This window comes from Actinomyces viscosus, assembly GCF_900637975.1.
In the GTDB taxonomy this organism is placed as follows: Bacteria; Actinomycetota; Actinomycetes; order Actinomycetales; family Actinomycetaceae; genus Actinomyces; species Actinomyces viscosus.
The window spans coordinates 2,549,696-2,575,806 of the sequence record NZ_LR134477.1; the positions used below are offsets into that span (position 1 = coordinate 2,549,696).

Annotated in this window: 17 protein-coding genes, 2 tRNA genes and 2 pseudogenes; 8 read left to right on the forward strand and 13 right to left on the reverse strand. The window is 64.5% G+C overall.

Going from position 1 to position 26,111, the window contains the following annotated elements:
• Positions 1–104: 104 nt before the first annotated feature.
• The 3 genes from EL340_RS15140 to EL340_RS10930 form a co-directional block, all read right to left on the reverse strand.
• Positions 105–1,403, reverse strand: coding sequence for a hypothetical protein (locus EL340_RS15140; RefSeq protein ID WP_232023029.1), 1,299 nt, complete (start codon positions 1,401–1,403; stop codon positions 105–107).
• Between the two features lie 128 nt (positions 1,404–1,531).
• Entirely contained in the window at positions 1,532–1,897 is a 366-nt protein-coding gene (locus tag EL340_RS10925; RefSeq protein ID WP_232023030.1) for a hypothetical protein, read from the reverse strand.
• Positions 1,898–2,085: 188 nt separating this feature from the next.
• Positions 2,086–2,172, reverse strand: a tRNA-Ser gene (locus EL340_RS10930).
• A gap of 368 nt (positions 2,173–2,540) precedes the next feature.
• On the opposite strand from EL340_RS10930, the gene EL340_RS10935 reads away from it, so the two are divergent.
• A complete protein-coding gene (locus EL340_RS10935) occupies positions 2,541–2,894 on the forward strand; it encodes a hypothetical protein (protein ID WP_126414588.1) in 354 nt (117 codons plus the stop codon).
• Between the two features lie 889 nt (positions 2,895–3,783).
• Entirely contained in the window at positions 3,784–4,908 is a 1,125-nt protein-coding gene (locus tag EL340_RS10945) for an ISAs1 family transposase (protein WP_126413142.1), read from the forward strand.
• A 23-nt stretch (positions 4,909–4,931) separates the two neighbouring features.
• Here the strand turns inward: EL340_RS10945 and EL340_RS10950 are convergent.
• The 3 genes from EL340_RS10950 to EL340_RS15520 all read right to left on the reverse strand — a co-directional run bounded on the left by EL340_RS10950 (position 4,932) and on the right by EL340_RS15520 (position 7,774).
• A tRNA-Ser gene (locus EL340_RS10950) sits at positions 4,932–5,017 on the reverse strand.
• A gap of 205 nt (positions 5,018–5,222) precedes the next feature.
• Positions 5,223–6,572 carry an AGE family epimerase/isomerase gene (locus EL340_RS10955; RefSeq protein ID WP_126414590.1) on the reverse strand — a complete coding sequence of 450 codons (1,350 nt, stop codon included), beginning with the start codon at positions 6,570–6,572 and terminating at the stop codon, positions 5,223–5,225.
• A gap of 962 nt (positions 6,573–7,534) precedes the next feature.
• A complete protein-coding gene (locus tag EL340_RS15520; RefSeq protein WP_331860013.1) occupies positions 7,535–7,774 on the reverse strand; it encodes a transposase family protein in 240 nt (79 codons plus the stop codon).
• A 123-nt stretch (positions 7,775–7,897) separates the two neighbouring features.
• On the opposite strand from EL340_RS15520, the pseudogene EL340_RS10965 reads away from it, so the two are divergent.
• Positions 7,898–9,287: pseudogene (locus EL340_RS10965) on the forward strand (IS1380 family transposase).
• Between the two features lie 1,175 nt (positions 9,288–10,462).
• On the opposite strand, the gene EL340_RS10970 reads toward EL340_RS10965, so the two are convergent.
• The 3 genes from EL340_RS10970 to EL340_RS10980 form a co-directional block, all read right to left on the reverse strand.
• Positions 10,463–10,777 carry a hypothetical protein gene (locus EL340_RS10970; RefSeq protein ID WP_126414591.1) on the reverse strand — a complete coding sequence of 105 codons (315 nt, stop codon included), beginning with the start codon at positions 10,775–10,777 and terminating at the stop codon, positions 10,463–10,465.
• Entirely contained in the window at positions 10,764–12,038 is a 1,275-nt protein-coding gene (locus EL340_RS10975) for a hypothetical protein (RefSeq protein WP_164719384.1), read from the reverse strand. The genes EL340_RS10970 and EL340_RS10975 overlap by 14 nt, the downstream gene beginning before the upstream one ends.
• 175 nt (positions 12,039–12,213) lie before the next feature.
• The gene (locus tag EL340_RS10980; RefSeq protein ID WP_164719385.1) at positions 12,214–12,957 is read right to left on the reverse strand and encodes an ATP-binding cassette domain-containing protein; all 744 of its coding nucleotides are present in this window, start codon (positions 12,955–12,957) and stop codon (positions 12,214–12,216) included.
• 525 nt (positions 12,958–13,482) lie between these two features.
• On the opposite strand from EL340_RS10980, the gene EL340_RS10985 reads away from it, so the two are divergent.
• The 5 genes and pseudogenes from EL340_RS10985 to EL340_RS15525 form a co-directional block, all read left to right on the forward strand.
• Positions 13,483–14,223, forward strand: coding sequence for a transposase family protein (locus EL340_RS10985; RefSeq protein ID WP_126414785.1), 741 nt, complete (start codon positions 13,483–13,485; stop codon positions 14,221–14,223).
• Positions 14,224–14,520: 297 nt separating this feature from the next.
• The gene (locus EL340_RS10990; RefSeq protein ID WP_126413232.1) at positions 14,521–15,729 is read left to right on the forward strand and encodes an IS110 family RNA-guided transposase; all 1,209 of its coding nucleotides are present in this window, start codon (positions 14,521–14,523) and stop codon (positions 15,727–15,729) included.
• 119 nt (positions 15,730–15,848) lie between these two features.
• Positions 15,849–16,439, forward strand: a complete 591-nt coding sequence (locus tag EL340_RS10995) for a transposase (protein WP_126414594.1) — start codon at positions 15,849–15,851, stop codon at positions 16,437–16,439.
• A 100-nt stretch (positions 16,440–16,539) separates the two neighbouring features.
• On the forward strand, positions 16,540–17,754 hold the full coding sequence (locus EL340_RS11000) for an IS256 family transposase (RefSeq protein WP_126414336.1): 1,215 nt from the start codon (positions 16,540–16,542) through the stop codon (positions 17,752–17,754).
• A gap of 47 nt (positions 17,755–17,801) precedes the next feature.
• Positions 17,802–18,669 (forward strand): annotated as a pseudogene (locus EL340_RS15525) (IS1380 family transposase); the annotation flags it as partial.
• A gap of 2,264 nt (positions 18,670–20,933) precedes the next feature.
• On the opposite strand, the gene EL340_RS15745 reads toward EL340_RS15525, so the two are convergent.
• The 4 genes from EL340_RS15745 to serS form a co-directional block, all read right to left on the reverse strand.
• A complete protein-coding gene (locus EL340_RS15745) occupies positions 20,934–21,059 on the reverse strand; it encodes a hypothetical protein (RefSeq protein WP_269471633.1) in 126 nt (41 codons plus the stop codon).
• A gap of 359 nt (positions 21,060–21,418) precedes the next feature.
• Positions 21,419–23,137, reverse strand: a complete 1,719-nt coding sequence (locus EL340_RS11020; RefSeq protein WP_126414598.1) for an ABC transporter substrate-binding protein — start codon at positions 23,135–23,137, stop codon at positions 21,419–21,421.
• Positions 23,137–24,324, reverse strand: a complete 1,188-nt coding sequence (locus EL340_RS11025; protein ID WP_126414599.1) for an HAD family hydrolase — start codon at positions 24,322–24,324, stop codon at positions 23,137–23,139. The genes EL340_RS11020 and EL340_RS11025 overlap by 1 nt, the downstream gene beginning before the upstream one ends.
• A gap of 12 nt (positions 24,325–24,336) precedes the next feature.
• On the reverse strand, positions 24,337–25,617 hold the full coding sequence (gene serS / locus EL340_RS11030; RefSeq protein WP_126414600.1) for a serine--tRNA ligase: 1,281 nt from the start codon (positions 25,615–25,617) through the stop codon (positions 24,337–24,339).
• Positions 25,618–26,111 lie beyond the last annotated feature (494 nt).

Here is a 26,111-nt window from a genome sequence, read left to right on the forward strand (position 1 = left end):
ATGGGCACAGGGCCGCAGCTCCCGCCGACGACGGGGGCTCTGGCCCTGTGAGTGCCGCTGTGGCGGCCGCGCTCACGCTGTGAGCGACGGGTCGCTCACCCGCTCTAAGAAGAAGTGTTGAACAGCCAACCGAGCGCACCGAGCACGACGATGAGCAGGATGCTCAGCACAGCGGCGATGACCGCCCAGATGAGGGTGGCCCTGGCCCAGTTCCTCTTCGAGATGGAGTGACCGCTGCCGAAGGCGAGCATCAGCAGGTAGACGAGGTTAACGACGGGGATGGTCATCAGGAGCATCGTCAGCAGCCAGCTGCCGACGGAGTCGGCACTGCCGTCACTCTCACCCCGAGCCGCTGCCAGCGCGCCGCTGCCTGCCGATTGTCCGTACGACGCCCCCGCTGCGAGGGGAACCATGTCGGAGAAGGCGGGGGCCTGCCCGGCCGCGGCGTCGGAGGAGGGGGCCGAGCCCCACTGGGGGGCTGAGCCCTGCGACTGGACGGAGGGGGCCGACGACGGCGCGGACTGGGCGACCGGCTGCGCCGCTGCGGGAGCGAAGGTCTCCGCAGCCTGCTCGGCCTCGGCACGGGCCGTCGCCGTGGGGAAGACCGAGGACATGCCGACGTCCCCGTTGTGACTCCCCCCGCTGAAGGGGTGGGAGTGCGGGGCCGGCTGCTGGGCGAAGGCCTGCTGGTCCTGTGGCGCAGCAGGCTGGACGGGGGGCTGCTGGTCCTGCCAGTACAGGGTCTCCTGGCTCGCAGCGGCGCCGGGGGCCGCGCCAACGGCAGGATCAGCGGTGGTGCCCGACGCCGAGGGGGTACCGGGCGCCGACTGGGCGAAGGGCGACGACGCGGCTGCGGCACCGTCGGCCTGAGGAGCACCCCAAACGGGCTGAGCAGGCTGGTTGTACGGCGTCGGCTGGCTTCCCGGCTGGGCGACGGGCTGGCCGGACTGGAACGGTGATGCCCCGGCTCCACCGACCCCGGCGCCTGCGGCCGGGTCGGGCTGGCCGAACCGAGCCGGCTGGCCGGACTGGGGCTGCGGGCTCGGCACCCCGAACGGATCAGTCCCACCCTGCTGGGCATAGGGGTTGGCCTGGCGATAGGGGTCGGCCGGCGCAGCTGCCGGCTGCGCTGCGGCCGCTCCAGCGCCTAGGGGGTAGGCGCGCGTCTGTTCCTCGGGGGGAGGCCCGGCGGGAAGGTCGGGCTGCGCGGGGCGCCACGATCCGGCCTGTGCCTGGGCGCCGGGTACCGCACCGGGCACCTGCCCGGCGGCCTGCTGCGACTCGGCGCGTGCGGCGTCGAGCATCTCCTGGTTGATGAGGACGGTCCGGGCGTTGAACTCGTCTCCCTCACCGGGGCGGGGCGTTCCGGAGGCCGGAGGCTGGGTTGCGTCGTGGTCAGACATGAGTTCCCTCTCAGTCGGGTACAGCATCACGCTATCCCGGATCGGCACGAGAGGACACACAGGCGCCCCGATCGGCCAGAGGCGAACGCCCCGAGCGGGGCAGACTCGCAGGGCGTGGTCGGTGGGGTTCAGCGGGGCGCGGTCGCCACAGCCGATTCGTGGGCGTCTCGGGAACGCGGGCCACTCCGAGGCTTCCAGCGCCTCCAGCAGGCGACTCCGACGAATATCACCAGCGGGCCGGTGGCGCCTACGACGGAGCCGGCATGCGTCCGCAGTGCAACAAACGGCAGGGTCACCATGAGGATGACTGCGGCGAGCGTAGCTGCTCGCGACCGGGTCCTGATGGACAGCAGGGTCATCAGGACGGTCACCGCGGACACGAGCGACAGGATCCTCCCGGGGCCCGCCCAGTTGAGGAAGATGAAGAGGAGGACGAAGCCGCCGATGAGCGCGTACCCGACGGCCGACTGCTTTCGGTTGTGCGTGCTGGCCATGGCCGCTCACTCCCAGCATGATCGATGGTCCACCACCACAGTAGCCCTCGACCTGAGGAGCGTCGACCACTCGGTCGAAATGAGGCGAATCAGTCGGGCACCGCTCCCACGGCAGCCATGGAGCCACCACGACTGGGCCGACGACGAAGCCCCGGCAACGCTGCTGCGTGCCGGGGCTTCCGTTCTTGCGGAGATGGGGAGATTCGAACTCCCGAGGGGCTTCCACCCCAACCTCCTTAGCAGGGAGGCGCACTAGGCCACTATGCGACATCTCCATCGCCTTCCCACAGCTCCGCTGCGGGACGCACGGGCAGCCTACCGGGAGGACGCCCCCGCGAGCAAACCGCGAGGCCATGGCACCCGGAGCAGGAGGCTCGGGCGAGCATCGTCGATCAACGACGACGAAGCCGAGTCCGCCCCAGGGCCAGCCTCCAGGCAGCCAGCACGGCAGGCTACCCAGCCGCATGTAGCCAGCACACAACGCCGGTGCGAAACACCCGCCCTTCACACCAGAGTTTGTTGTAGGTAGGCCACAAGGGATTGATCCCCCTACCATTCTCACTATTTTCGAGGTCTCATAGTCATGCGACGACAAACATGAAGTCGCCCCAACTTCAATCCCCACCCAAAGGAGGACGTCACCATGCGACTCACAAAACGAAACCTCATCAAGACCGCAGCCATCAGCTCAGCTTTTGTTGGAGCACTAGCGGTTGCAGCACCCACCTCAGCGAACTCATTCGGACCGACGGACTACGGCACCGGCGGACAGGCAATGGTGAGCTACAACGATGGAGCCGACCGATTCTGCATCACAAATAACGGCCTCCTTAATCCGACTTACATTTATATCGGACCATTCAACGGACGCGGCCCAAGCCACTTTCTCAAAGTCTATCAAGGACAAACAAAGTGCGTCAGCTTGGCACGAGCCTACGAAGACAGTCGTTACTATTACGAAGTGAATGGCCACAAACCAGTCGACTTCTACAGCTGATCCAAGAGCAACCCCAAGCACCCCCCTCCGAAGATCACAGCCATCCCTCCCCCTATAACGTTCGAGCCCTCGGCAGCACATCGGCTGCCGAGGGCTCGAGCACGCCCCCACAACCGCACCTCATACACGAACCACAGGGGATTGATCCCCCTACCTTCAGGGCGAGTTCTGCGGTTTCATGGTGGCACAAGAAAGAACGCGACGTCATCCTCGACCTCAACGCCACACAGAAGGATCCCCATGCGATTCACAAAGCGAAACCTCATCAAGACCGCAGCAGTCAGCTCAGCACTTCTAGGAGCAATTGCCGTAGCCGCACCAGCGTCTGCCAACTCCTTCGGACCAACCGACTACAGCACAGGAGGATACACAAAGGTCAGTTACGACGACACGAACGACCGATTCTGCGTCACAGGAACTGGCACGGATTATGCGGGAGTCACCGTAGCACCATCAAACGGGCGACGAGGGCCGAGCTATCATATTTCAGTCGGCCCAGGGGCAACAAAATGCGTCAGCCTAGCACGAGCCTTCGAGGACACTCGCTACTTCTATCAGGCACACAACCCTCTGAATGGAGGAAAATACAATCCAGTCCACTTTTACAGCTGACCCGAGCACATCCCGAAGCCTCCGCCTGACAATCGCACCATAGCCGTTCCCATCTCCCCACTCCCGCAATGCTCGAACCCTCGGCAGCACACCTGCTGCCGAGGGTTCGAGTAAGTTCTCAAGTTCTGAGCGGAGAGGCAGGGGGTCGGCAAAGTTGGTGGGTGGGGGTGTCTGAGCCGTTTTGACGGGGGTGGTGTGTCGCTAGGACGGGGGCGCGGGCCCCGCAGGGACGATGAGTGGTGTCTAATCAATCCCTTCGTCCTGGGAGCCCGCGCCGATGTCATCTTCCACCACGACCGCCTTGTCGCGCCGGCCCCTGGTCCAGGTTCTCAGGAACGTGGCTGATCCCAGGGACCGTCGGGGCGTGCGTCATAACCTGTCTACGGTCCTGTCCCTGGCCGTGACCGGGGTGCTGGCCGGCTGTCGCAGCCTGACGGCGATATGGGAGCGCACCACCGACCTGACCGGCGCCGACCTGGAGGCCCTGGGACTAGCGGCGGGCCAGGCCCTGCCCTCAGAGTCGACCATCCGCCGAGTCCTGCAGGACCTGGACCCCGCTGACGTTGACGCCCACCTGAGGTCATGGTTGTGCACGCGTACCGGCACCATCAACGGCCGCACAGTGATCGCCGTGGACGGCAAGACCATGCGCGGCGCCCGCACCAGCAAGGACCCAGCGCCGCACCTCCTGGCCGCCTTGGACCACGCCACCGGCGCCGTACCGACCCAGCAGCGAGTGGCAGGCAAGTCCAACGAGATCCCCGCGCTCAGGGAGCTTCTCGAACCCTTGGACCTGGAAGGGGTGGTGGTGAGCGCCGATGCGATGCACACCCAGACAGGCACAGCCCGGTGGATCACCCGGCGTGGTGGTCACTACGTGCTGACGGTCAAGGGCAACCAGAAGACCCTTCGCAGGACGCTCAAGGCGCTGCCCTGGAAGAGTGTCCCGTCCGTCTCAAGCGTCGATGCCGGTCACGGTCGGCGGGTGCGGCGCGCTGCCAAGGCGATTGAGGCTCCCGCCTGGGTGGACTTCCCCGGGGCTGCGCAGGTGGTCCAGCTCCGACGCACCAGGACCATCAAGAGCAGGAAGCATGTTGAGGTGGTCTACCTGATCTGCTCCCTCCCTATGACCGATGCCCAGCCCGAGGTCGTCGCGGCCTGGGTCCAAGGGCGCTGGGGAATCGAGAACCGACTTCACTGGGTCAGGGACGTGGTCTTCGACGAGGACCGCCACCAGCTGCGCATCGGCAACGGCCCACAGGTCATGGCCACCCTGCGTAACCTGGCCATCAGCCTCATCCGACTCTTCCACGGCACCGGCACCTCCATCGCCAGCACCACCAGATCCCTGTCACGACAACCCAAACGAGCCATCAGACTACTCACCCAAACCCCCACCTAAACCGACTTTGCCGACCCCCTGAGCGGAGAGGGAGGGATTCGAACCCCCGGTGCGCCAGGCGCACAGCGGTTTTCAAGACCGCCACATTCGGCCGCTCTGTCACCTCTCCAGGCCGCGCCTCAGGGCGCGACAGGCACAGACCCTACCATCCCGGTGGGCCGGCAGTCACCGCGAGCCCACCGGCGGTCGACGTCGCGGTCGTACCTTGTGTCGCGCGATCGAGGGGTAGGTCGCGCGGTCGAGGGGTAGAGGGTACGACCGCGCGACCTACCCCTCGAACGCGCGGAGGCCTCCTCCCGCTTTCGCGCCGGCTCCTAGGACCTGCTGAAGAACCCGCGGCGGTGCGACTTGCTGGCGCGCGCCGGCAGCAGCGAGTTCGGCTCATCAAGCCGCCCCTCGGCCAGGGCCTGCCCGATCGCCGGCCACACCGGCAGGCGCGCCATGAGCATGGCCTGCAGGGCGTGGTAGATGTCCGGGTGCCCGGCCCAGGTACGGGTCGAGGGCCGGTTGTCGCGGTCGAGCTCATGGGTCCACACCCCGGGCGCCTCGATGAGGAACTCCTCGGCATAGTCGATCCAGGCCCGGTAGCAGTGCTCGTAGTGCTCGACGTCGATCTCCCCGCGTCCGTCGTCGAGCAGGGCCTGGCGGATGGCGGCCGAGGCCGAGATGCCCTCGCAGACCACCCAGTGCATGCGCTCGTGAACCACCGGCTCGCCATCGAAGTCGGTGGTGTAGACGAAGCCGGGGGCGCCGTCGACGCGCCAGCCGTCGGTGCGGGCCTGCTCGAAGATGTGCTCGGCGGCCTCCAGCATCCAGTCCGGCGCGCTCATGGAGCGGTTGATGAGCGCGCCGCGCAGCTGCACGGTCAGGCGCGCCCACTCCAGGCCGTGGCCCGGCGTGACGCCGTAGGGCCTGAACGGGTGGGCCGGCTCGTCGCGGTTGTAGTCCAGCCGCGGCTCCCAGGAGGTGCTGTAGTGCTCGGGCAGGCGCCAGCCGTGCTGACGCGCTTGGACGTTGACGGCGAAGTCGACGATCTTCAGCGCCCGCTCCAGCCAGCGCACCTCGCCGGTGACGTCGGCGGTGGCCAGGTAGGCCTCGACCGTGTGCATGGCGGCGTTGATGCCGCGGTAGTCCTCGGGGTCGGTGAAGTCGAAGGCGTAGGACTCGATCGGCATCTGCTGCGCGTCATCCCACCAGTAGCGGTCCTGGATCGCGATGGCGTCGCGCAACAGCTCGTGGGCGCCGGGCCGGTCGGCGGCCGTCGCGGTGGCCGCGGCCAGCAGCACGAAGGCGTGCTGGTAGCACTCCTTGCGGGCCTCGGGGACGATCGGGACGCCGCGCCCCTCGGCGTCGGGCTCGGGGCGGATCGCCGAGTACCAGCCGCCATTGACCGGGTCGCGCAGGGGCCCGCCCAGGGCGCGCACGCCGTGGTCGGCGTAGCGGCGGCAGCCGGGGATGCCCATGAGCGCCCCCAGGGAGAAGGCGAAGGTCATGCGGCCGGTGATCCACAGTTCGACGGGGTGGGAGAGGTCCACCTCGCCGTCCTCGCCGATCCACCCGAATCCGGTGGGCACCTGCGCGGCGCGCGCGTAGTGCAGCAGTGCATGCGTCTCGTAGGCGAGCCAGCGCTTGTGCTCGGGGGCGCCAAACCATCCCAGTCCCATGAGTCCTCCTTGATCCGCCGGGAGTCCAAGGCTATCGACCCGCCCCGCACGGATCAATGATCCGGACTGCTCATGAGCGGCTCGTTCCCGTGCGACGAGGACCGGCTGCGAGAGGTCTACCAGCGCATGCGAGAACAAGGGCAGCGTTAACCCACCGCAGCCAGCCCCAGGGCGCCCGAGCTCAGGAAGGTCGTCAGGTCAGGGCAAGAGAAGGCAGTCTCAAGCACGTCGAGGTCTCTCAGCTGGGTTGTGTAGCAGCTCCCATCATCGGGGGACCTCGCCCCCAGGGGTCGGCAAAGTCGGTTTAGGTGGGGGCTTGGGTAATGAGCTTGATGGCTCCTTTGGAGTGTCTTGATTGGGATCTGGTGGTTGAGGCGATGGAGATGGCGGCGCCGTAGACCAGCCGGATGACGCCGGGTGGCCAGGTTCCTTACGGCGACCACGATCTGTGGGCCATTGGCGGTGCGTAGCTGGTGGCGGTCCCCTGGTCGAAGACCACGTCCCTGACCGACGTGGAGCCGGTCCTCGATCCCCCAGTAACCTACGCCGCACCCGCCGACCGCGAGAGGTGTCGACACCCGAGACGGACGGGACGCTCTTCCAGGGAAGGTTCTTGAGCGTCCTGCGCAGGGTCTTCTGGTTGCCCAGAGGCGTAAGAAGGTAGTGGCCATCACGCCGGGTGATCCACTCGGCTGTGTCTACCTGGGCGTGCATCGCATCGGCGGTGACCACCGCCCCGTCGAGGTCCAACGGTTCGAGAAGGACCGGCAGGGAGGGGACCTCTGGTTGGACCTGTCCGCCACCCGCTCCTGGGTCAGCACGGCGCCGGTTGCCTGGTCCAGGACGGACAGGAGATGAGGCGCCGACACCCGCCCCTGGCGAGCGCCACGGATGGTCGTGCCGACGCGCCGCGATGACTGTTCTTCCTTCGATGGAACCGGTACGCGTGCACAACCATGACCTCAAGAGGGTGTTGAGACCTGTGGGATCCAGATCCTGCAGGACCCTGCGGATAGTCGACTCCGAGGGCAGGGCCTGCCCCACCGGCAGGCCAGAGAGCGCAGGTCGGCGCCGGTCAGGTCGGTGGTGTCCTCCCATATCGCCGTCAGGCTCCAGCAGCCGGCCAGCACCCCCGTCACTGCCAGGGACAGCACCGTAGCCAGGTCATGACGCACACCCCACCGATCGCGGGGGTCGGTCACGTTCCTTAAGAACCTAGCCTCGAGATTTCATCGTTGAGGTGGTGAAAGTGGGGTGAAGGTGTCGCTTCGCCTGGAATAATGCGGGTTGCTGAAATCCGAGAACTCCAGGGGGAGGACACCTTCGTGGTGAAGAATAGCGGGTTGTACCCGGTTGTGGGTGTGGAGTCCGGTCAGGTGCCGGCGGTGGGTCTGGCCGGGGCGAGGCTGCTGACCGAGACGAGCGGGGTCACGGGCCTGGGCAACGAGCTCTCGCAGGCCCTGTCTACGTGGCGGCGGCCGGGGTCGGTGCACGACCCGGGCAAGATCATCTTGGATCTGGCGGTGTGCGTGGCCCTGGGAGGCCGGTGCCTGTCGGACCTTTCGCTGCTGCGGTGCGACAAGGAGGTCTTCGGGCTTGTTGCCTCCGACCCGACGGTCTCGCGACTTGCAGGGGCCCTGGCCGACCACGTCGAGGCTGTCGAGGCCGCCGTCAACCGGGCCCGCAGGACAGCGCGGCATCGGGTGTGGGCCCTGGCCGGCGAGCACTCACCGACCGCCGGCGTCTCGGCGAACCGGCCGTTGGTGATCGACGTCGACGCCACCTTGGTTAATGTGCACTCAGACAAAGAGGGTGCGGCCCCGACCTTCAAGAAGGGGTTCGGCTACCACCCGCTGACCGCGTGGTTCGACCACGGCCCCGACGGTGGGGGTGAGTGCGCGGCGCTCGTGCTGCGTCCCGGTAACGCGGGATCGAACACTGCCGCCGACCACGTCGAGATCATCCGCCGGGCACTGGACCAGGCCGGGCTCGGCCCCAGACCCGGTAGAAAGGTGCTGGTGCGCATCGACGGGGCCGGAGGCACGAAGGAGACCATTGAGCTCCTGGCCCGTCGGCGGGTGTCCTACAGCGTGGGGTTCACGCTGCCGGACCACACGCCGCAGATCCACGGGCACCATCCCCGAGGCCGCCTGGGACCCGGCCTACAACGCTGACGGACAGCCCAGGCAGGGTGCGGACGTCGCTGAGATCACTGACCTGCTGGACCTGACCGCCTGGCCCAAGGGGGTGCGGGTCAACCGTGCGCCGAGAGCGGCCCCACCAGGGAGCCCAGCTGCGCTTCGAGGACGTCGGGGGCTACCGGCTGACCGCCTTCGCCACCAACACAAAAGTAGGTCAGCTCGCCGATCTCGAGGTCCGCCACCGGCTACGGGCCCGCTGCCAGGGGACCGTATCCGCTGTGCCAAGGACACCGGGCTTGACCGCTTTCCCTTGCAGGGGTTCGCCCAGAACCGTATCTGGTGCCTGATCGTGGCCCTGGCCTGTGACCTGCTGGCCTTCTCCCAGCCGCTCGCCCTGGCCTCCACCCCCGCCCGCACCTGGGAGCCCAGGACGATCCGCCTGCGCCTGATGAGCATCCCCGCCGTCATCACCCACCGTGCCCGCCGCACCGTCCTGCGCTACAAGGCCGACCACCCCTTCACCAGCCTCCTGCTGACCGCACTGAGCGGCTTTCAGGCCCTACCCGCACCATAGGCACCCGACCGCCGCCTCCTGCCCACCACGACCCTGAAGGAACAACCCTGGCCCCTGGAAAGGCCCGACCACCGCGAGACGACACGCGGCAGACCGTCACACCCAACCGGCATAATCGCCCCCACGACACCGGCAACGACGCCACCCACACCCCACTCAACCAACCAATGAAAGATCGAGGCTAGGTCAGGGGCCGGCGCGACAGGGCGGTCGTAGTGGCGGATAACATCAGCGCGGGTTCCCAGGACGAAGGGATAACTAGACACCACCCAGTCGACAGAGAATTCAATTACAGTCACACCCTTCCTCAAAATCGCGCAACGATACAACATAGAATTGTTCGCCCATCCGAAAAGAAAGGAAGCAGATACAGGATGTGTAGCATGTGCCCGATACTCACAATAACTACGACATCTTCAACAGCAACAGAGAGCACAGAGAATAAACATATAAAGTGACAGAGAAGCAGCAACCCCAGCCCTACCGCAAAGGTAATGACAGGTCCTGCTGCGGCGATAACAGCCCGCTCATACGGCGCTCTACTTCCTGTTTCTAGGAGAGAAATTCTCAGAATTCCGATTTCCCACCTAGCAAGAATCGCTGGGTTGAACTTCCGAGCCACAAGGAAATGACAATACTCGTGAAGAAAAAAGGAACCCAACATTCCCCATACGACAATAACTATTGCCTTTGCGAAAAATATCCGCCCTCCCAGAGAACCAAACGACGCCACAAAGCCTACCAGTGAAACTATTAAAGGTAACAACCCTACTGTTGCAAGATGCCTCAACAATGGAGTTATACTAAGATACTGGAGACCGGTCCACCCATTTAAAGAGGCATCGTTGACGGACTTTAAAGGCGCAATCATATCAAGATATCAACGTGTCTGATTTAAGTATTTTACAGCATTGCGGCAATCATCGGGCATCAGCAGATACTCCTATCCCTAGTTTTAACGCGGACGCTTTTAAGAGACTCTACGGTAAAACAACCTCGTGACGGTTGCAATACCTGGGCCCACAATCGGCATCTTATCGATTTTGGATTACATGCCTTGTAAAGAACGGCTCACAGGATCACTTAGGTATGCGCAGATTGCAGTCATCCCAATTGACGTCCCTCATGACTTCTTTGTCTGAAGACTGCCCTTAATCCATGCTGCCTTGAGGCAATTACTGCTTATGTTCAATCAAGCGGTCACGGTATCGCTTGAGAGCAGCGAAAGCGTAGGAGGCCACCAAACATACAGCACACACCACGACCCAAATTGCAGCAATTCGAGGCACAGAATTAATACCTGCACTGGCGACAACGTTACCAGATTCATTCAGGCTAGACTGGAAATAAACCGCCCCAAACAGACCGGTAAGATGCGCCGAATCCGTGTGCACTGAGAACATCATGACAACAATCGTTATGACCGCCACCCCTGCAGTGATGAGAAAACTAATCATAATGCTGAAAAGAAACAATTTAACGTGACGCATGGTTTACCTTTCTGTTCGCTTCGAGAGAGTATATGCTGTACACCACAACCAGGCACACGACAAGTACGACTAACATTACTGTTGTGGCACTACTTACATTAATCACCCCAGTGATGATCGACAGCAGAATCAGGACCGATAAAGCGATACAAGTTCCTACAAGTACAGAAATTGGATTATCATCCATCGCCGGCATAGCGATGCCAACACAAATCGAGATTATGAGGGAACCTAGGACGCCTACAGTACCTATCAGTGTCGCCGACAGTTCCTCTCCCCGCAGAACGTCAAAAAATGTCGCTAAACTGGCAAGGCAACCAACAACCAGCAGTTGCGACACCATCATTTGACTGTACATCCTGGTGGAACTCAAATTGGGCTCGAGCACCCGTATGGACGGGTTGACGGATGCGAAGTGGTAGAAACCACTGAAGGTCACAGGCTCAACCCCCCACAACACCGATGGTATGTCTCCCGGTGGGAACGTTGCCATAAATGCTATAAATACAATGCTCAGCAATACTGATTCCACAGCATAGCGGCTACGCAAAGCGTACGCTAAATGAAACTTAATTCCACTAGCGAACGATCCCGGAAGCGGGAAGTCAAAAAATCTTGATCTGGCCTCCATGTTAGTTGAAGGAACCAACACGAACGCCACAACGAGAACAAAGAGGCACGCTGGAAAAATAAATACTAGTGATACCGAACCATACCTTTCGACTAGATCTTTATACACTAACGTCCATATTGAAAATGGCCGCTTTTCCATAGGTGACGCAATTTTTACTACCAGGGAAATAGATTCTCTCCACGATGCAACTACCACGAAGAACAACAAGGCTATCATGATAGATCCCCTGTTCTTCTTGATTCCCAAATGAGCAAGCATAAGGTCAGTCGCTCGATAGAGCGTCGTAAGCACAGCCAATGTGGTCAGTACCGGAAGCACCATGCAGGTCAACAGTGGAACTACGGCTTCATCACCGAACGACACCATCGTTCCTACTGTCATAGAAAACAGTCCAGCACTAATGATGACAAACAGCGCTAGAATGTCAAGGACATCCACTGCACGTTGACGCTCTTTATTCGTCACGGCTAATAGATTGGTCAGAGACATCATCCCAGACGAACTAGCCATCAACATTTTTGTGATCAAGAACGCCAGAGCACTCCACAGCACAGAAGAAATTGAGTTAATGGAGAATATCAGATCAACGGCGAAACTGTTGTTTCTGGCGCCGGAAAAAGTAATCACCGAAATCGCGCTGGCTGTAATCAGAAGCAAGGCAATGCACAGAGCCGAGACCCAACGTACTGTGCTCGATCTTAACGCTCCTTTCGTTATAACTACGCGAAGAATATACAGCAACATAATGCGCGCTACCGCAAACACACGCGCATATCGTTCCCTCACGACAGCAGGAGCGACTCTAGGCATTTATTTGGCTTTCGGGAATTCCGATATACTGTCTCACCAAATCTTCGATACTTAGTCCTTCTTTCGCTAACTCAACGACTGGTGCAGTGACGACTACCCGACCGCGATCTAGGAGGAGAAACTTATTTGCATTTCGTGATTGCATCGCAAAATCATGACTACACATGAGCACCGTCCCTCCTTCTTGACAAAATCTACGCAGTTCCACTTCGATTTTATATTGAGCCTCTATATCCACCCCATTGAGCGTTTCATCAACAATAATTACTAGCGGATTAATCAGTAGTGACGCAGCCAGCTGGGTTTTCTTTAACATACCGTGCGAGTATGTTTCCATAATTTCGTTATGGCGTCCCTCCATCCCCAACTGGACAAATGTCTCTTCAATCTCCTTCCTCGAAACGCGGATCCTGTGTTCACCGTGAGAGTGGAGACGCGCTGAGTTATGAATAAATTCTTCCCCCGTCAAAAAACGGGGCATGTGATCATTGTCGCCGCAATATGCAAGCAATCGGCAGGCGCTGATCGTACCTGCAGGTTTTCCAGCGATCAGGACATCAGCGTTTTTAGGGGAACTCAGTATACCTTGCAGTACTTTGCACAGGGTAGATTTTCCAGAGCCATTCGGTCCTATAATGGCGAAAAAATCCCCCGCATAGACGGTGAAGTTCACACGATCAAGAGCTTGTACGTTACGATACTTAAATGTCAAATTCGAAACGTTAACGTTCGGCACCAGTTTTTGACTTCTCATATAGCAGTAGTTGGTTGATTGGGCAAAATTAACGCATTCTTCACACCGAGGAGCACAGAAACGCCGCCCTCCTGAGTTCAGACCACTGTTTAGTGCGTCGGGACACTTCACTGCATAGCGTGGTGTGCGCCAATTAGAGCAGCGAACTCCGGTGCAATTCGAGACGGTGGCATACATAAGCGACTGAAGAGTGGCGTCGAATTTCGTTCACAGACTGCGCTTCTCATCATGTGGGCACTCTACCAAATGTATTTATCGATCGACAAGGGGTGCCTGACAAACGTCAATGTTACGAATGTTTGTGGAGCTTTTCGTGTTTGAGGGCGTAGTAGTTGGGGCATATTGAGGCTTATTCATAGGGGTGTTTAGGGTGTTTTGTTGGTAATAGCGTGTCGCTAAGCAGGGTGGCGGCTTGCTCTTGAGAGAATCTTTGGTGCTTAAGCCAATCCAACCAAGAAGCAAACCGCCATGACGAATAGTAGCACGAGAATCCCTCGGTGTGAGGTTGTGGGCCTGTGCGAGGCCATTTTCGCCGAGAACCCCGATCTGCCGGTCTTCGGGGCGAGGGCGCTGGGGCTGTTCCTGTGCGTGCGACTGACCCTGACCTACCTGCGCCACAACCTGCCCCAGGAGCTGCTCGCCGAGCTCTACGGCGTCTCCCAGGCCACCGTCTCCCGCGTCATCAGCACCTACACGCCCCTGATCGCCCAGGCCCTCCAAGCCTCTGTACCGACGGTGGAGGACCTGGACCCCACGGCCCAGCTGATCATCGACGGCACCCTGCTTCAGTGCTGGTCCTGGAAGGACCACCCCGAGCTGTACTCCGGTAAGCACAAGACTACGGGGCTGAACGTGCAGGTGGCCTGCACCCTGTCAGGAACCCTGGCCTGGATCTCCGACCCCCAGGACGGAAGGGTCCACGACACCCAGGCCCTGCGCCACTGCGGCCTGCTCGACGTACCGGCCACCGACCTACCCGACGGGACACCACCACCACGCCATGTCGGCGACAAGGGGTACATCGGGCTGGGCATGATCACCCCGAAAAGAAAACCCGCAAAACTTCCCCTCCACCCAGACGACAAGACCTACAACACCACCGTCAACCAGATCCGCTACAAGATCGAACGAGTCATCGCCAACATCAAGACCTGGAGAGTCCTGCACACCGGCTACAGAAGACCACCGGAAACCTTCCCGGAAACCATCTCCGCAGTCCTCGGACTCATATTCACCTACACCCCATGAATAATCCTCATTGACTCGTTTGGTGGTGGGTGCATCCTTGCGGTGGCTGAGGATCAAGCCCCCCCGTTACCTTGTTGGTGGTCCCGGGTGGTCCGGGGCTGGGCCAGCTGCTGTGGGCATGATGTCTTGCCCCTGTCTTCTAATGATCCGGGGGGTGTTGTCACCCGCGGCAGCCGGGCGCTGGTGACCGCTGATAAGGGGAACGACCCGCTGCGTGTGAGGTCTTTCGTAACGTGGGTGCGGGACCGGTCGTCCACCGGCTGACCCTCACCCATGCAGCGAGAGGTGGCAGGAGAGATGGATATCGAGGACATCGACGTCTTCATCGGCATCGACGTCGGCAAGAGCGAGCACTGGGCCACGGCCCTGAGCCGGGACGGGCAGAAGGTCCTCGACAGGGCCCTGCCCAACGACGAGGACCGGCTGCGTGAGGTCTACCAGCGCCTGCAGGCAAAGGGGCAGGTGCTGGTGGTGGTCGACCAGCCCGCCACCATCGGGGCCCTGGCGGTGGCGGTGGCTCAGGACATGGGCATCACCGTGGGCTACCTGCCCGGGCTGTCGATGCGCCGCATCGCTGACCTGACGCCGGGCAGCGCCAAGACCGACGCCAAGGACGCTGCCGTCATCGCCGGCGCAGCCAGGACCATGCCTCACACCCTGAGAGCCGTCAGCGCCTCGGAGGAAGAGGCTGCGGCGCTGAGCATGCTGACTGGCTTCGACCTGGACCTGGCCCGCCAGGTCAACCAGACCGCAAACCGGATCCGGGGCCTGTACACCCAGATCCACCCCGCCCTCGAGGCCGTGGTGGGGCCCTGGCTGGAGCACGACGCCGTCTTGGAGGTCGTCGCCGCCTGGCCCACTCCAGCCGATCTGAAGCGAGCGGGCAAGGCAAGGATTGACGCCAGGCTCAAGAAGCACGGGTGCAGGCGGCACGCCACCTGGGCCGGCCAGATCGTCTCGGCCCTGGAGCACCAGACCGTGGTGGTCGCCGGCACCGACGCCGCCGCAGTGGTGCTGCCCCACCTGGCTAGGCAGCTCATCTCCCTGCACGCTCAGCGGGCCGATGTCGCAGCCCAGGTCGAGACCCTGGTGCAGGCCCACCCTCTTTACCAGGTCCTGACCTCCATGCCCGGGATCGGGGTCAGGACCGCAGCCGTCTTCCTGGCCGAGACCCTGGGCAAGACCTTCGACGCCGGAGCCCAGCTGGCCTCCTACGCCGGGCTCGCTCCTGTCACACGTCGCTCCGGCTCATCGATCCGTGGTGAGCACGTCTCCCACGGCGGCAACAAGAGGCTCAAGCGCGCCATGTTCCTGTCCGCCTTCGCCTCACTGCGCTCCGACCCCGTCTCCCGGGCCTACTACCAGCGCAAACGCAACCAGGGCAAACGCCATAACCAGGCCGTCCTCGCCCTGGCCCACCGCCGCATCCTGACCCTGCACGCCATGATCCGCAACGGCGCACTCTACGACCCCCAACCAGCCACGAAACTACCCACCGCCGCTTGACACACCACATAGGGGCACCCCCCCGATGATGGGGAGTATTTGAACGCCCCGGGCTTGACCTCGAGATTTCATCGTTGAGGTGGTGAAAGTGGGGTGAAGGTGTCGCTTCGCCTGGAATAATGCGGGTTGCTGAAATCCGAGAACTCCAGGGGAAGGACACCTTCGTGGTGAAGAATAGCGGGTTGTACCCGGTTGTGGGTGTGGAGTCCGGTCAGGTGCCGGCGGTGGGTCTGGCCGGGGCGAGGCTGCTGACCGAGACGAGCGGGGTCACGGGCCTGGGCAACGAGCTCTCGCAGGCCCTGTCTACGTGGCGGCGGCCGGGGTCGGTGCACGACCCGGGCAAGATCATCTTGGATCTGGCGGTGTGCGTGGCCCTGGGAGGCCGGTGCCTGTCGGACCTTTCGCTGCTGCGGTGCGACAAGGAGGTCTTCGGGCTTGTTGCCTCCGACCCGACGGTCTCGCGACTTGTAGGGGCCCTGGCCGACCACGTCGAGGCTGTCGAGGCCGCCGTCAACCGGGCCCGCAGGACAGCGCGGCATCGGGTGTGGGCCCTGGCCGGCGAGCACTCACCGACCGCCGGCGTCTCGGCGAACCGGCCGTTGGTGATCGACGTCGACGCCACCTTGGTTAATGTGCACTCAGACAAAGAGGGTGCGGCCCCGACCTTCAAGAAGGGGTTCGGCTACCACCCGCTGGGTAGTGCCCCGTAGTGTGGTGTAGCGCGGTGGTTGGGCTGCTGTTGGTGGCAGCGCGGTCACCGTGTGATCCTTCGAGGAATCTCCTACAACCCACTCGAACGGAGTCATCACGATGACCGCTCCTCATATTGTCGACCCTGAGCGCCTTCTTGGCGAGGCTCTTTCTCAGGCCTCCCCAGACCTGATGCGTAGCCTGCTTCAGACGGTGATCAGCTCCTTGCTGAGCGCCGAGGCTGACGCGGTGTGCGGTGCCGAGTACGGTCAGGCCAGCCCCGAGCGCCGGGCTCAGCGCAATGGCTACCGGCACCGGGACCTGGACACCCGGGTCGGCACGATTGACGTGGCTGTCCCCAAACTGCGCACCGGCTCATACTTCCCCGACTGGCTGCTTGAGCGCCGCAAACGGGCGGAGTCGGCGCTGATCACTGTGGTTGCCGACGCCTACCTGGCCGGGGTCTCCACACGGCGCATGGACAAGCTGATAGGTACTTTGGGCATCAATTCGCTGTCGAAGTCACAGGTCTCACGTATGGCGGCCGAGCTCGACGAGCAGGTCGCCTCCTTCCGCAACCGGCCCCTGGGCGATGCAGGCCCATTCACCTTCGTGGCGGCCGACGCCCTGACCATGAAGGTCCGCGAAGGTGGTCGCGTGGTCAGCGCGGTGGTCCTGACCGCTACCGGGGTCAACGCTGACGGACATCGCGAGGTCCTAGGACTGCGGGTAGCCACCACCGAGAGCTCGGCGGCCTGGAACGGGCTGCTCGCCGACCTGGTGGCCCGGGGGCTTACGGGGGTACGGCTTGTCACCTCTGACGCCCACACGGGCCTGGTTGAGGCCATCGCCGCGAACCTGCCCGGAGCGACCTGGCAGCGCTGTCGCACCCACTACGCCGCTAACCTGATGACCGTGGTTCCCAAGAGTCTGTGGCCCGCTGTCAAGGCCATGCTCCACTCGGTCTACGACCAGCCCGACGCAGCAGCCGTCGAGGCTCAGTTCGACCGCCTCCTGGACTACGTCCACACGATCCTGCCCGAGGCTGCCGACCACCTCGACGCCGCACGAGCCGACCTGCTGGCCTTCACTGCCTTCCCTGTCGAAGTATGGAGACAGATCTGGTCCAACAACCCCCAAGAACGCCTCAACAGAGAGATCCGCCGCCGCACCGACTCAGTAGGTATCTTCCCCAACAGAGACGCCATTATCCGCCTGGTTGGCGCCGTCCTGGCAGAGCAGACCGATGAGTGGACCGAAGGACGCCGCTACCTCAGCCTCGACGTCCTCAACCGCAGCCGGAACCTACCCAACGCCCCCTCCCTCACCAGCTAACAACCACACTCCACGAAGACCTCTACACCACATCAAGAGACTTGACCCACCCGCTGACCGCGTGGTTCGACCACGGCCCCGACGGTGGGGGTGAGTGCGCGGCGCTCGTGCTGCGTCCCGGTAACGCGGGATCGAACACTGCCGCCGACCACGTCGAGATCATCCGCCGGGCACTGGACCAGGCCGGGCTCGGCCCCAGACCCGGTAGAAAGGTGCTGGTGCGCATCGACGGGGCCGGAGGCACGAAGGAGACCATTGAGCTCCTGGCCCGTCGGCGGGTGTCCTACAGCGTGGGGTTCACGCTGCCGGACCACACGCCGCAGATCCACGGGCACCATCCCCGAGGCCGCCTGGGACCCGGCCTACAACGCTGACGGACAGCCCAGGCAGGGTGCGGACGTCGCTGAGATCACTGACCTGCTGGACCTGACCGCTTGGCCCAAGGGGGTGCGGGTCAACCGTGCGCCGAGAGCGGCCCCACCAGGGAGCCCAGCTGCGCTTCGAGGACGTCGGGGGCTACCGGCTGACCGCCTTCGCCACCAACACAAAAGTAGGTCAGCTCGCCGATCTCGAGGTCCGCCACCGGCTACGGGCCCGCTGCCAGGGGACCGTATCCGCTGTGCCAAGGACACCGGGCTTGACCGCTTTCCCTTGCAGGGGTTCGCCCAGAACCGTATCTGGTGCCTGATCGTGGCCCTGGCCTGTGACCTGCTGGCCTTCTCCCAGCCGCTCGCCCTGGCCTCCACCCCCGCCCGCACCTGGGAGCCCAGGACGATCCGCCTGCGCCTGATGAGCATCCCCGCCGTCATCACCCACCGTGCCCGCCGCACCGTCCTGCGCTACAAGGCCGACCACCCCTTCACCAGCCTCCTGCTGACCGCACTGAGCAGCTTTCAGGCCCTACCCGCACCATAGGCACCCGACCGCCGCCTCCTGCCCACCACGACCCTGAAGGAACAACCCTGGCCCCTGGAAAGGCCCGACCACCGCGAGACGACACGCGGCAGACCGTCACACCCAACCAGCATAATCGCCCCCACGACACCGGCAACGACGCCACCCACACCCCACTCAACCAACCAATGAAAGATCGAGGTTGATAGAGGCAGTAATAACAGGAAGGGTCGCTGCGGGTGTATGGAAGATTATTCTTGGGGGCGGGATGCGTGGTATTTTTCGGACGAGGGAGTTTTTCGGGCCTTGTCCCTTGTTGTTGGTCACGACGGTTGGTTTACGCGGCGGTTGCCAGCGTAGTGGTTGTAGATGGTTGGGGCTATGTGACCGCAGTAGGAGTGACGGCGTACGGTGTCGTGCGCGGTTTCAGCCATCTGAAGGTCTGGTGTCGGCAGGTGAGCTCATCGACCCAGGAGCGCTGCTCCATGAGGACCTCGCGCTTCAACGCCGCGCACTCCAACTAGCCTCGATCTTTCATCGTTCGTTTGGGTGGAGATAATCGGGGTCATTGCTGGTGCTGCGGGTGGGATTATGCCAGACGGGTGTGACGATCTGCCGCGTATCGGGCCACGGTGCTCGGGCCTTCCACAGGGGGTCGGCATCTCCATCGCCTCACCTACCAGATCCCTGGCAAGACACCACAAACGAGCCATCAGACTACTAACCCAACCAACCACCTAAACCGGCTTGCCGACCCCCGAAGTCTTATGCGTTCAGTGTGATCGCCCAGCTATGCTGATATTTGTCAGCTTTCTCTTGCGTCCGGTAAATATTGGAGTAAACTAAATCACATGGAGGCACAGACAATGCACACAGTAGGTATGCAACTCGTCAACAACGCACGCTCTCGCTTCGACTCCGCCATTGTTCGTTATGACGCCTGGTTCCTTGTGTTCGTCGCCGTACTGCTCGCGCTTGGGGCGACACTGCTCGCAGGTATGGCTGTGTGGTGCGTCGTGAATCAGCACGGCGCCTTTACGGGAAATTGGAAGTGGGATAGCGGCATTTCTGTAAGCATGGAATGTCGACGGTAGATCGACGGCGACACCCCTCGAGTGGTAACGCTGTCGCAACTCGAAGATGCTCCAAGCAAGCAGAATGAGCATAGGTGGAGGTTGCTCTCGTAGGGGTGCCCTCCACCTTGTCATGTGGAGCCTGTTGTGCACGTCTTGTATGCGGGCTCTTCGCGTTTGAGGATGTGTTAGGCGAGCCTTACCGTCGGCTTTAGGTGATTGCTGTCAAGTGGTCTTTGAGGCGTCCGGCCTGGATGAGGCTGCGGATTGTCGAGTCTCGGGTTTTGTGGGGGGTGGTTTGTCTGGTGCTGGTGGTTGCTGGTTGTGGTTGTTCCTGGCGGTAGTGGTCGTGGTTGGTGTTGGGTGCCCGGGCGGCTTCGTGCTCGGCCGGGGGTGCGCATGCCGATGTGTGCAGTGAGGGCGCAGTGGGGTCCGGTGGTGCCCGTACCATGTGGACCCACTCGGCGGTGGCGACCACGGGCGGCGTCGATGTCCTGCCAGAGTCCTTGTCCAAAGGATGGGCTCGGCCTTGTACAAGGGAGCTTGAGTGCCTCGGCCAGCGCAAAGCCGAAAGGAGGTCACCCTTGGAGCCCACGGAGGCGACCGCCTCGGCCTCGACCAGGACCTGCCCGTAGCGGATAGGGCCGGTACCGCGCCCCACGATCGCAAATGGTGCACCAGGCCCGTCAGGTCAGCGCCGGCTCATTCTCGCTGCCAGAGGGCCATTTCCAGGGCCTCCAGGGCCAGGTCGGTGCGCACTGGCCAGCAGGTGGTCCGCCACCCCAGGACCCGCCGCGAGAACACGCCGGCGGGTGAAGACGACGTACACCCACCCCGAGAACGTACGCGCACAGGAGGGGGCACCTCCCACGTAGTGGGGGAGTGCCGGCGACCCACAGCCCACCCAGGGCGAGGGCCTCGAGGCGCCGCCACCAGGTCGGCCGGGCACCGGGCCTCAAGGTTCCGAGCGGGCTGTCCTGGGCGGTTTGGCGCACCTGACGCCGCGGTAGGCCCAGGTCGGCCATCAACCGCACGGGCGGTGCACCGCCCCCGCATGACCGGCACCGTGAGGCTCAGCGGCCTCGCTGCGGCCCCGCACCACGTGCATCTTACGGGCGAGTATCCGGTTCTTACGGACCTTGGATATCTCCGCCCTGAGGGCCTCGTCGCGCACACTCCTGGCACCAGGAGACCGGCCACAACGGGCGTGAGTCAGGAGCTCGGGGCGTTCTTGACTCCGGCGCCAGTCAGCACCGTGCGGATCGGCCAGGCCCCAAACTCCTCCTTCCCAGCCTCGATCTTGGTCTCGGTGTGCTGGCAGATCAGCCAGACGGGCACTCACACTCCACCGCGACAGACAAGCCGACACACTCCTCAGGACCGCGGTAGCCCGCCCCCGCAGCCCCAGCGAGTACCTCCTTAAGTCCCATAGCAGTGATCCTCCCGTGCCATCACCGCCCCCACAAAACCCCGGACGGTTCACGAGCAGTGCCAAAAAACAGCATTCCAGAACCGACTTTGCCGACCACCTGAAGATCTACTGGCCAGGAGTTGTCCGTACCGCACGGGACCCCGGCCCCCGTGCGGTACACCCGTCTCCCATCCAGCAGCACTCAGACCTCGTGCAGTAAAGGGCCAAGGCACGGCCCGAGCCACACCACGGGCACGCCCTCACGACGCGCCCCACCCAGCCTCGCCTACTTCTGCTTCGGCCAGGCCGACTCGGCCTGGGCCAGCGCCTCCTGTGAGGTCATCGCACCGGTCGACCAGCGGCTCAGCCCAAGCCACATGGCGCTGCTGCCCACGGCCACCGGCATCGAGTCCGAGGCGTCCATCTCGATGGTCGTCTGGCGTGACTGGAGCAGTCTGGTAGCGCGCCTGCCGACGTCGCTGGGCGCCAGGTCGGGCTCAACCCCCTGGTGGGCGGTCGCCATCCCGCCCATCGCCATCCGCTTGCGGGCCCAGTCCTGGGAGGTCAGGTACTCCATGACCGCGTTGGCAGCTTCCGAGCGGCTGAAGGCCACGAGGTAGTCGGTGCCCACGAGCACGGCGTCCGATCCGCGATCCGCAGCCGGGGTGACGAAGGCCGAGACCTTGGCGCCGTTCGACGTCGACGACGCCGTCGCCCCAGCCGTCTGCCCCGCGGCCTCATCGGCGCCGGTCGAGCTTGCGGCCTCCCCCGCGGCGTCCCCGCTGGGACTGGGTGCCGTCACCGTCACCGGGTTGGCGCCGTCGGCGTCGGTGATGGCGGTGCCCTCCGGGAAGCGGGACTCGAAGGAGGAGGAGGCGTGCAGCATGAGGCAGCTGCCCTTGACCAGGTCGGCCCCGGCCTGCTCGGGAGTCCTCGAGATGATCGAGCCACGCCCACCGGCCACGTTCCCGTCAGCCAGGACCAGGGAGCCGACGGCGTCGAGGGCCTCCACGGCGCCCGAGGAGTCGACGGGCACCCGGTGCGAGGCCCAGGTCTCGTAGGCGCCGGGCCCCTGCGTGGAGAGCAGGGCGTCCTCGAGCCAGTCCGTCATCACCCAGCCGGTGGACTCCCCGTCGGAGGCGCCCACGCACCAGGGGGTCACGGAACCGTCGGGGTGGTCGGCGCGCACCTTGCGGGTGAGGGACTCCAGCTCGGCCCAGGTGGCGGGCACCTTGTAGCCGGCCTTGGCGAAAGCGTCCGGCGAGTACCACACGAGGGACTTCACCGAGGCCATGAGCGGGGCGGCGTAGGGCACGGAGGCGTGAATACCGACCTGGATCCAGTGCCGGTCCCAGCCGGCCTCCACGTTGCTGTTGACCGCGTTGGACAACGGGTGGACCACACCGGTGTCGACGAGCTCGGCCACCATCCCCGGCTGCGGCACGATCGCCAGGTCGGGCAGGTTCTCGGGGGCGTCCTGGCTCGACGGCGAGGCCCCCTTGCTGGTGGACAGGTCGGCGCCCGAGCCGTTGAGCAGCTGGGAGCGCAGCTCGGTGGTGCCGGTGTGCTCGACGTCGATGCCCGTGCACTTCTCGAACTCGGCCACGGAGGCCTCGAAGCGCTCTGCCTCGGTGCCGGTCAGGCTGCTGGAGACGGTGACGGTGGTGCCCTCGTGGCCCTGGTAGGCCCGGTAGGCGGCGCAGCCGGTGGCCGAGGCCGAGCCGGCCCCGCCGGCCGAGCAGGCGGCGGTGCCCACTGCCGCCAGGGTCAGGGCGCTGGCCGCCGCCAGGAGCCGGCCGGTCCGCCGCAGCCGGCCGCTGCGACGTCGTCGGCCCGCAGCGGGCCCGCCGGCCGACCCGGCCGACCCAGCCGACCCGGCCGACCCAGCCGACCCGGCCGACCCAGCCGACCCGGCCGACTCAGAAGTGGCGGCGCGACCGGTGTCCTCGACGAGGTTCTTGCGGGTGAAGTTGTGGTGGGAGACAGGGAGAGGGGACTGTCGCATCAGGGGTGCCTTACTCGTTCTATGAGAGCGTCCAGGACGGCGGCGCAGCCGTCCCGCCACACGGGCTCGGTCAGGATATCGCCGCGGTCGCGCACCCACTGGGGCGCGCTGCCCATGACGACTCCGGCTCCGGCCCACTCGATCATCTCGACGTCGTTGGAGCCGTCCCCGACCGCCAGGGTGCGGGCGGAGTCGGCGCCCAGGCGGGCGATGAGCGCCTCGAGGGCGGAGGCCTTGGTGACGCCCTCGGGGGCGACGTCGAGCCAGGCCGTCCAGCCGATGGCGTACTCCACCGAGTGCAGCCCGGAGTCGGCCACGATCCTGGAGAAGCGCTCCACCGACATCCCCGGGGCGCGTAGGACCACGCGGGTGACCGGCTGGGAGACGAGCTCGGCCATGGTGACGACCTGCTGGTCCTCGATGAGCTCGCCGTCGGGGAAGAGCCGGGAGACCTTGAACCCGGTGCCGGGGTCCTCCACGGCGATGATCCCGTCGGGCACGGCGGCGTGCAGGGTCTCGATGGCGGTGCGCGGGTCGAAGGTGCGCGAGTCGACCACCTCGTAGCCGCCAGGGGCGTCCGGGTCGAGCCGCAGGGTCAGGGCGCCGTTGGCGCACACCATCCAGCCCGAGCTCAGCCCCAGGTGGCGCACCACCGGCATGGCGGCGGCGATCCCCCGACCGGTGGAGATGACCACGGGGACCTCGTGGGCGCGCAGGCGGGCGATGGAGGCCATGACCCGCTCCGAGACGCGCCCGTCCATGTCGAGGATCGTGCCGTCGACGTCGAGGGCGACGACGAGTCCCTCGCCGGGCGCGAGCCGGGCCCCGCCGGCGGCCTCCAGGGCGTCGAGGTCCTGCATCCGGTCCTGGACGAGGGCGTGGTACTCCTCATGGTCCAGGGCCCGACGGCGCACGGCGTGTCCGCCGCCTCGGCCGTCGGCGCTCTTGTCGCCGTTGTCGAGCCGGCTGACGTACTCGGCCGAACCGCCCAGGTGGGTCAGGGGCTGGCCGGCCGGGGTGATCCCGGTGTCGGGGTTGACGGCCGGGCCGTTGCCGGTGGGGGCGCCGCTGGGACTGCTGGCGGGCTCAGGACCGCTGGGACCTCCGACGGCGTCGGCGTCACGGGCGGCGTCACGGTTCGCGTCACGGTCGGCGCCCGGCGAGGAGGCGGCTGGCGTGGGGCTCATACGCGGCCGTCCTCAGGCGCTGGTACCGACGGGCTCGATGACCTCCAAGCCGCCCAGGTAGGGGCGCAGGCCCGTGGGCACGCGCACCGAGCCGTCGGCCTGCTGGTGGTTCTCCAGGATGGCGACCATCCAGCGGGTGGTGGCCAGGGTCCCGTTGAGGGTGGCCACCGGGCTCGTGCCGCCCTCGCGGCGCTCGCGCACGGCCAGGCGGCGGGCCTGGTAGGTGGTGCAGTTGGAGGTGGAGGTGACCTCCATCCAGCGCTGCTGGGTGGGCAGCCAGGCCTCGCAGTCGAACTTGCGGGCGGCCGAGGAGCCGAGGTCCCCGGCGGCGGTGTCGATGACCCGATAGGGCAGCTCGACCAGGGCCAGCATCTCCTCCTCCATGGCCAGGAGCCGGGCGTGCTCGGCCTCGGCGTCCTCGGGGCGGCAGTAGGAGAACATCTCGGCCTTGTTGAACTGGTGGACACGGATGATGCCGCGGGTGTCCTTGCCGGCGGCGCCGGCCTCGCGCCGGTAGCAGGTGGACCAGCCCATGTAGCGCCTGGGGCCGGCGGACAGGTCGAGGATCTCGTCGGCGTGGTAGCCGGCCAGGGCCACCTCGGAGGTGCCGGTGAGGTAGAGGTCGTCGGCGGGCAGGTAGTAGATCTCGTCGCTGTGGGCGCCGAGGAAGCCGGTGCCCCCCATGACCTGCGGGGTGACGAGGGTGGGGGTGGTCATCGGGGTGAAGCCGTGGGCGACGGCGGCGTCCAGGGCCGCCGTCATGAGGGCCAGCTCCAGGCGCATGCCCCAGCCCTTGAGGTAGTAGAAGCGGGCGCCGGAGACCTTGGCGCCGCGGCGGGTGTCGATGATGTCCAGGCCCTCGCCGATCGCCAGGTGGTCGGCGGGCTCGAAGCCCTCGGCGGCGAAGTCGCGGGGCTCGCCGCCCTCGTGGCGCAGGACGACGTAGTCCTCCTCGCCGCCCGAGGGCGCCCCCTCGATGAGGTTGGCGAACTGGCGGGCCAGGGCGTCGAGCTCGGCGGCGGCGGCCGAGGAGGCGGCCTCGGCGGCCTTGACCTGCTCGGCCAGCTCCTTGGCGCTGGCGAGGATCGCCGGGCGCTCCTCGGGCGAGGCCTTCCCCACGGACCGGGAGACGGCCTTCTGCTCGGCGCGCAGGTTCTCGAAGGCGGCCAGCGCCTGACGGCGGGTCTCGTCGGCGGCGATGACGCGGTCAACGAGATCGACGTCGGCACCGCGGGCTCGCTGGCTGGCGCGGAAGGGCTCGGGGTTCTCACGAAGCGCACGCAGGTCGATCATGACCCTGAGTGTAGTCAGGACCGCGCCCGGGGCCGCACTCGGGCCGCCTCCCGGGCACTGGCGGGCCCGGTCGAGGCCCGAGACGACAGGCAGGGGCGGGAAGGATCTGAGATCATCAGACAAGGTCACAGGCCAGTGGCAGACCCAACAATCGGGGCCGTCCGGCCCCCGGATCGACGTCGGACCCTCCCCGAATCCGCCCCGTCACCGAGGCGCCCCAGGGCCACGAAGACCAGCAATTAACCGGAAGATCGGGGGCGAATGACATCCGTGTAGTCCATACACGCTTCCCCTCGCCCGCACCAGCCCCCGACGGCGAACGTGACCCACACCCCTCTACCAACGTAATCCACCTGTGAATACAATCCATTTCAATCGGTGTACCCTATAGTTCCCGACAGTGCTCCTGGGTCGCCACGTAGGCGGCCCACCCACGCCGGTATCCCACACCGCTCTCCCCGCTCTTCCCGGCCAGTCGCCTGTCTCCGATTTTC

Bases quoted from the DNA above. Each gene is read 5' to 3' on its own strand.
- EL340_RS15140 (WP_232023029.1), bottom strand. From the start codon at position 1,403: ATGTCTGACCACGACGCAACCCAGCCTCCGGCCTCCGGAACGCCCCGC.
- EL340_RS10925 (WP_232023030.1), bottom strand. From the start codon at position 1,897: ATGGCCAGCACGCACAACCGAAAGCAGTCGGCCGTCGGGTACGCGCTC.
- EL340_RS10935 (WP_126414588.1), top strand. From the start codon at position 2,541: ATGCGACTCACAAAACGAAACCTCATCAAGACCGCAGCCATCAGCTCA.
- EL340_RS10945 (WP_126413142.1), top strand. From the start codon at position 3,784: ATGTCATCTTCCACCACGACCGCCTTGTCGCGCCGGCCCCTGGTCCAG.
- EL340_RS10955 (WP_126414590.1), bottom strand. From the start codon at position 6,572: ATGGGACTGGGATGGTTTGGCGCCCCCGAGCACAAGCGCTGGCTCGCC.
- EL340_RS10970 (WP_126414591.1), bottom strand. From the start codon at position 10,777: ATGCGTCACGTTAAATTGTTTCTTTTCAGCATTATGATTAGTTTTCTC.
- EL340_RS10990 (WP_126413232.1), top strand. From the start codon at position 14,521: ATGGATATCGAGGACATCGACGTCTTCATCGGCATCGACGTCGGCAAG.
- EL340_RS10995 (WP_126414594.1), top strand. From the start codon at position 15,849: ATGCGGGTTGCTGAAATCCGAGAACTCCAGGGGAAGGACACCTTCGTG.
- EL340_RS11000 (WP_126414336.1), top strand. From the start codon at position 16,540: ATGACCGCTCCTCATATTGTCGACCCTGAGCGCCTTCTTGGCGAGGCT.
- EL340_RS11020 (WP_126414598.1), bottom strand. From the start codon at position 23,137: ATGCGACAGTCCCCTCTCCCTGTCTCCCACCACAACTTCACCCGCAAG.
- EL340_RS11025 (WP_126414599.1), bottom strand. From the start codon at position 24,324: ATGAGCCCCACGCCAGCCGCCTCCTCGCCGGGCGCCGACCGTGACGCG.
- serS (WP_126414600.1), bottom strand. From the start codon at position 25,617: ATGATCGACCTGCGTGCGCTTCGTGAGAACCCCGAGCCCTTCCGCGCC.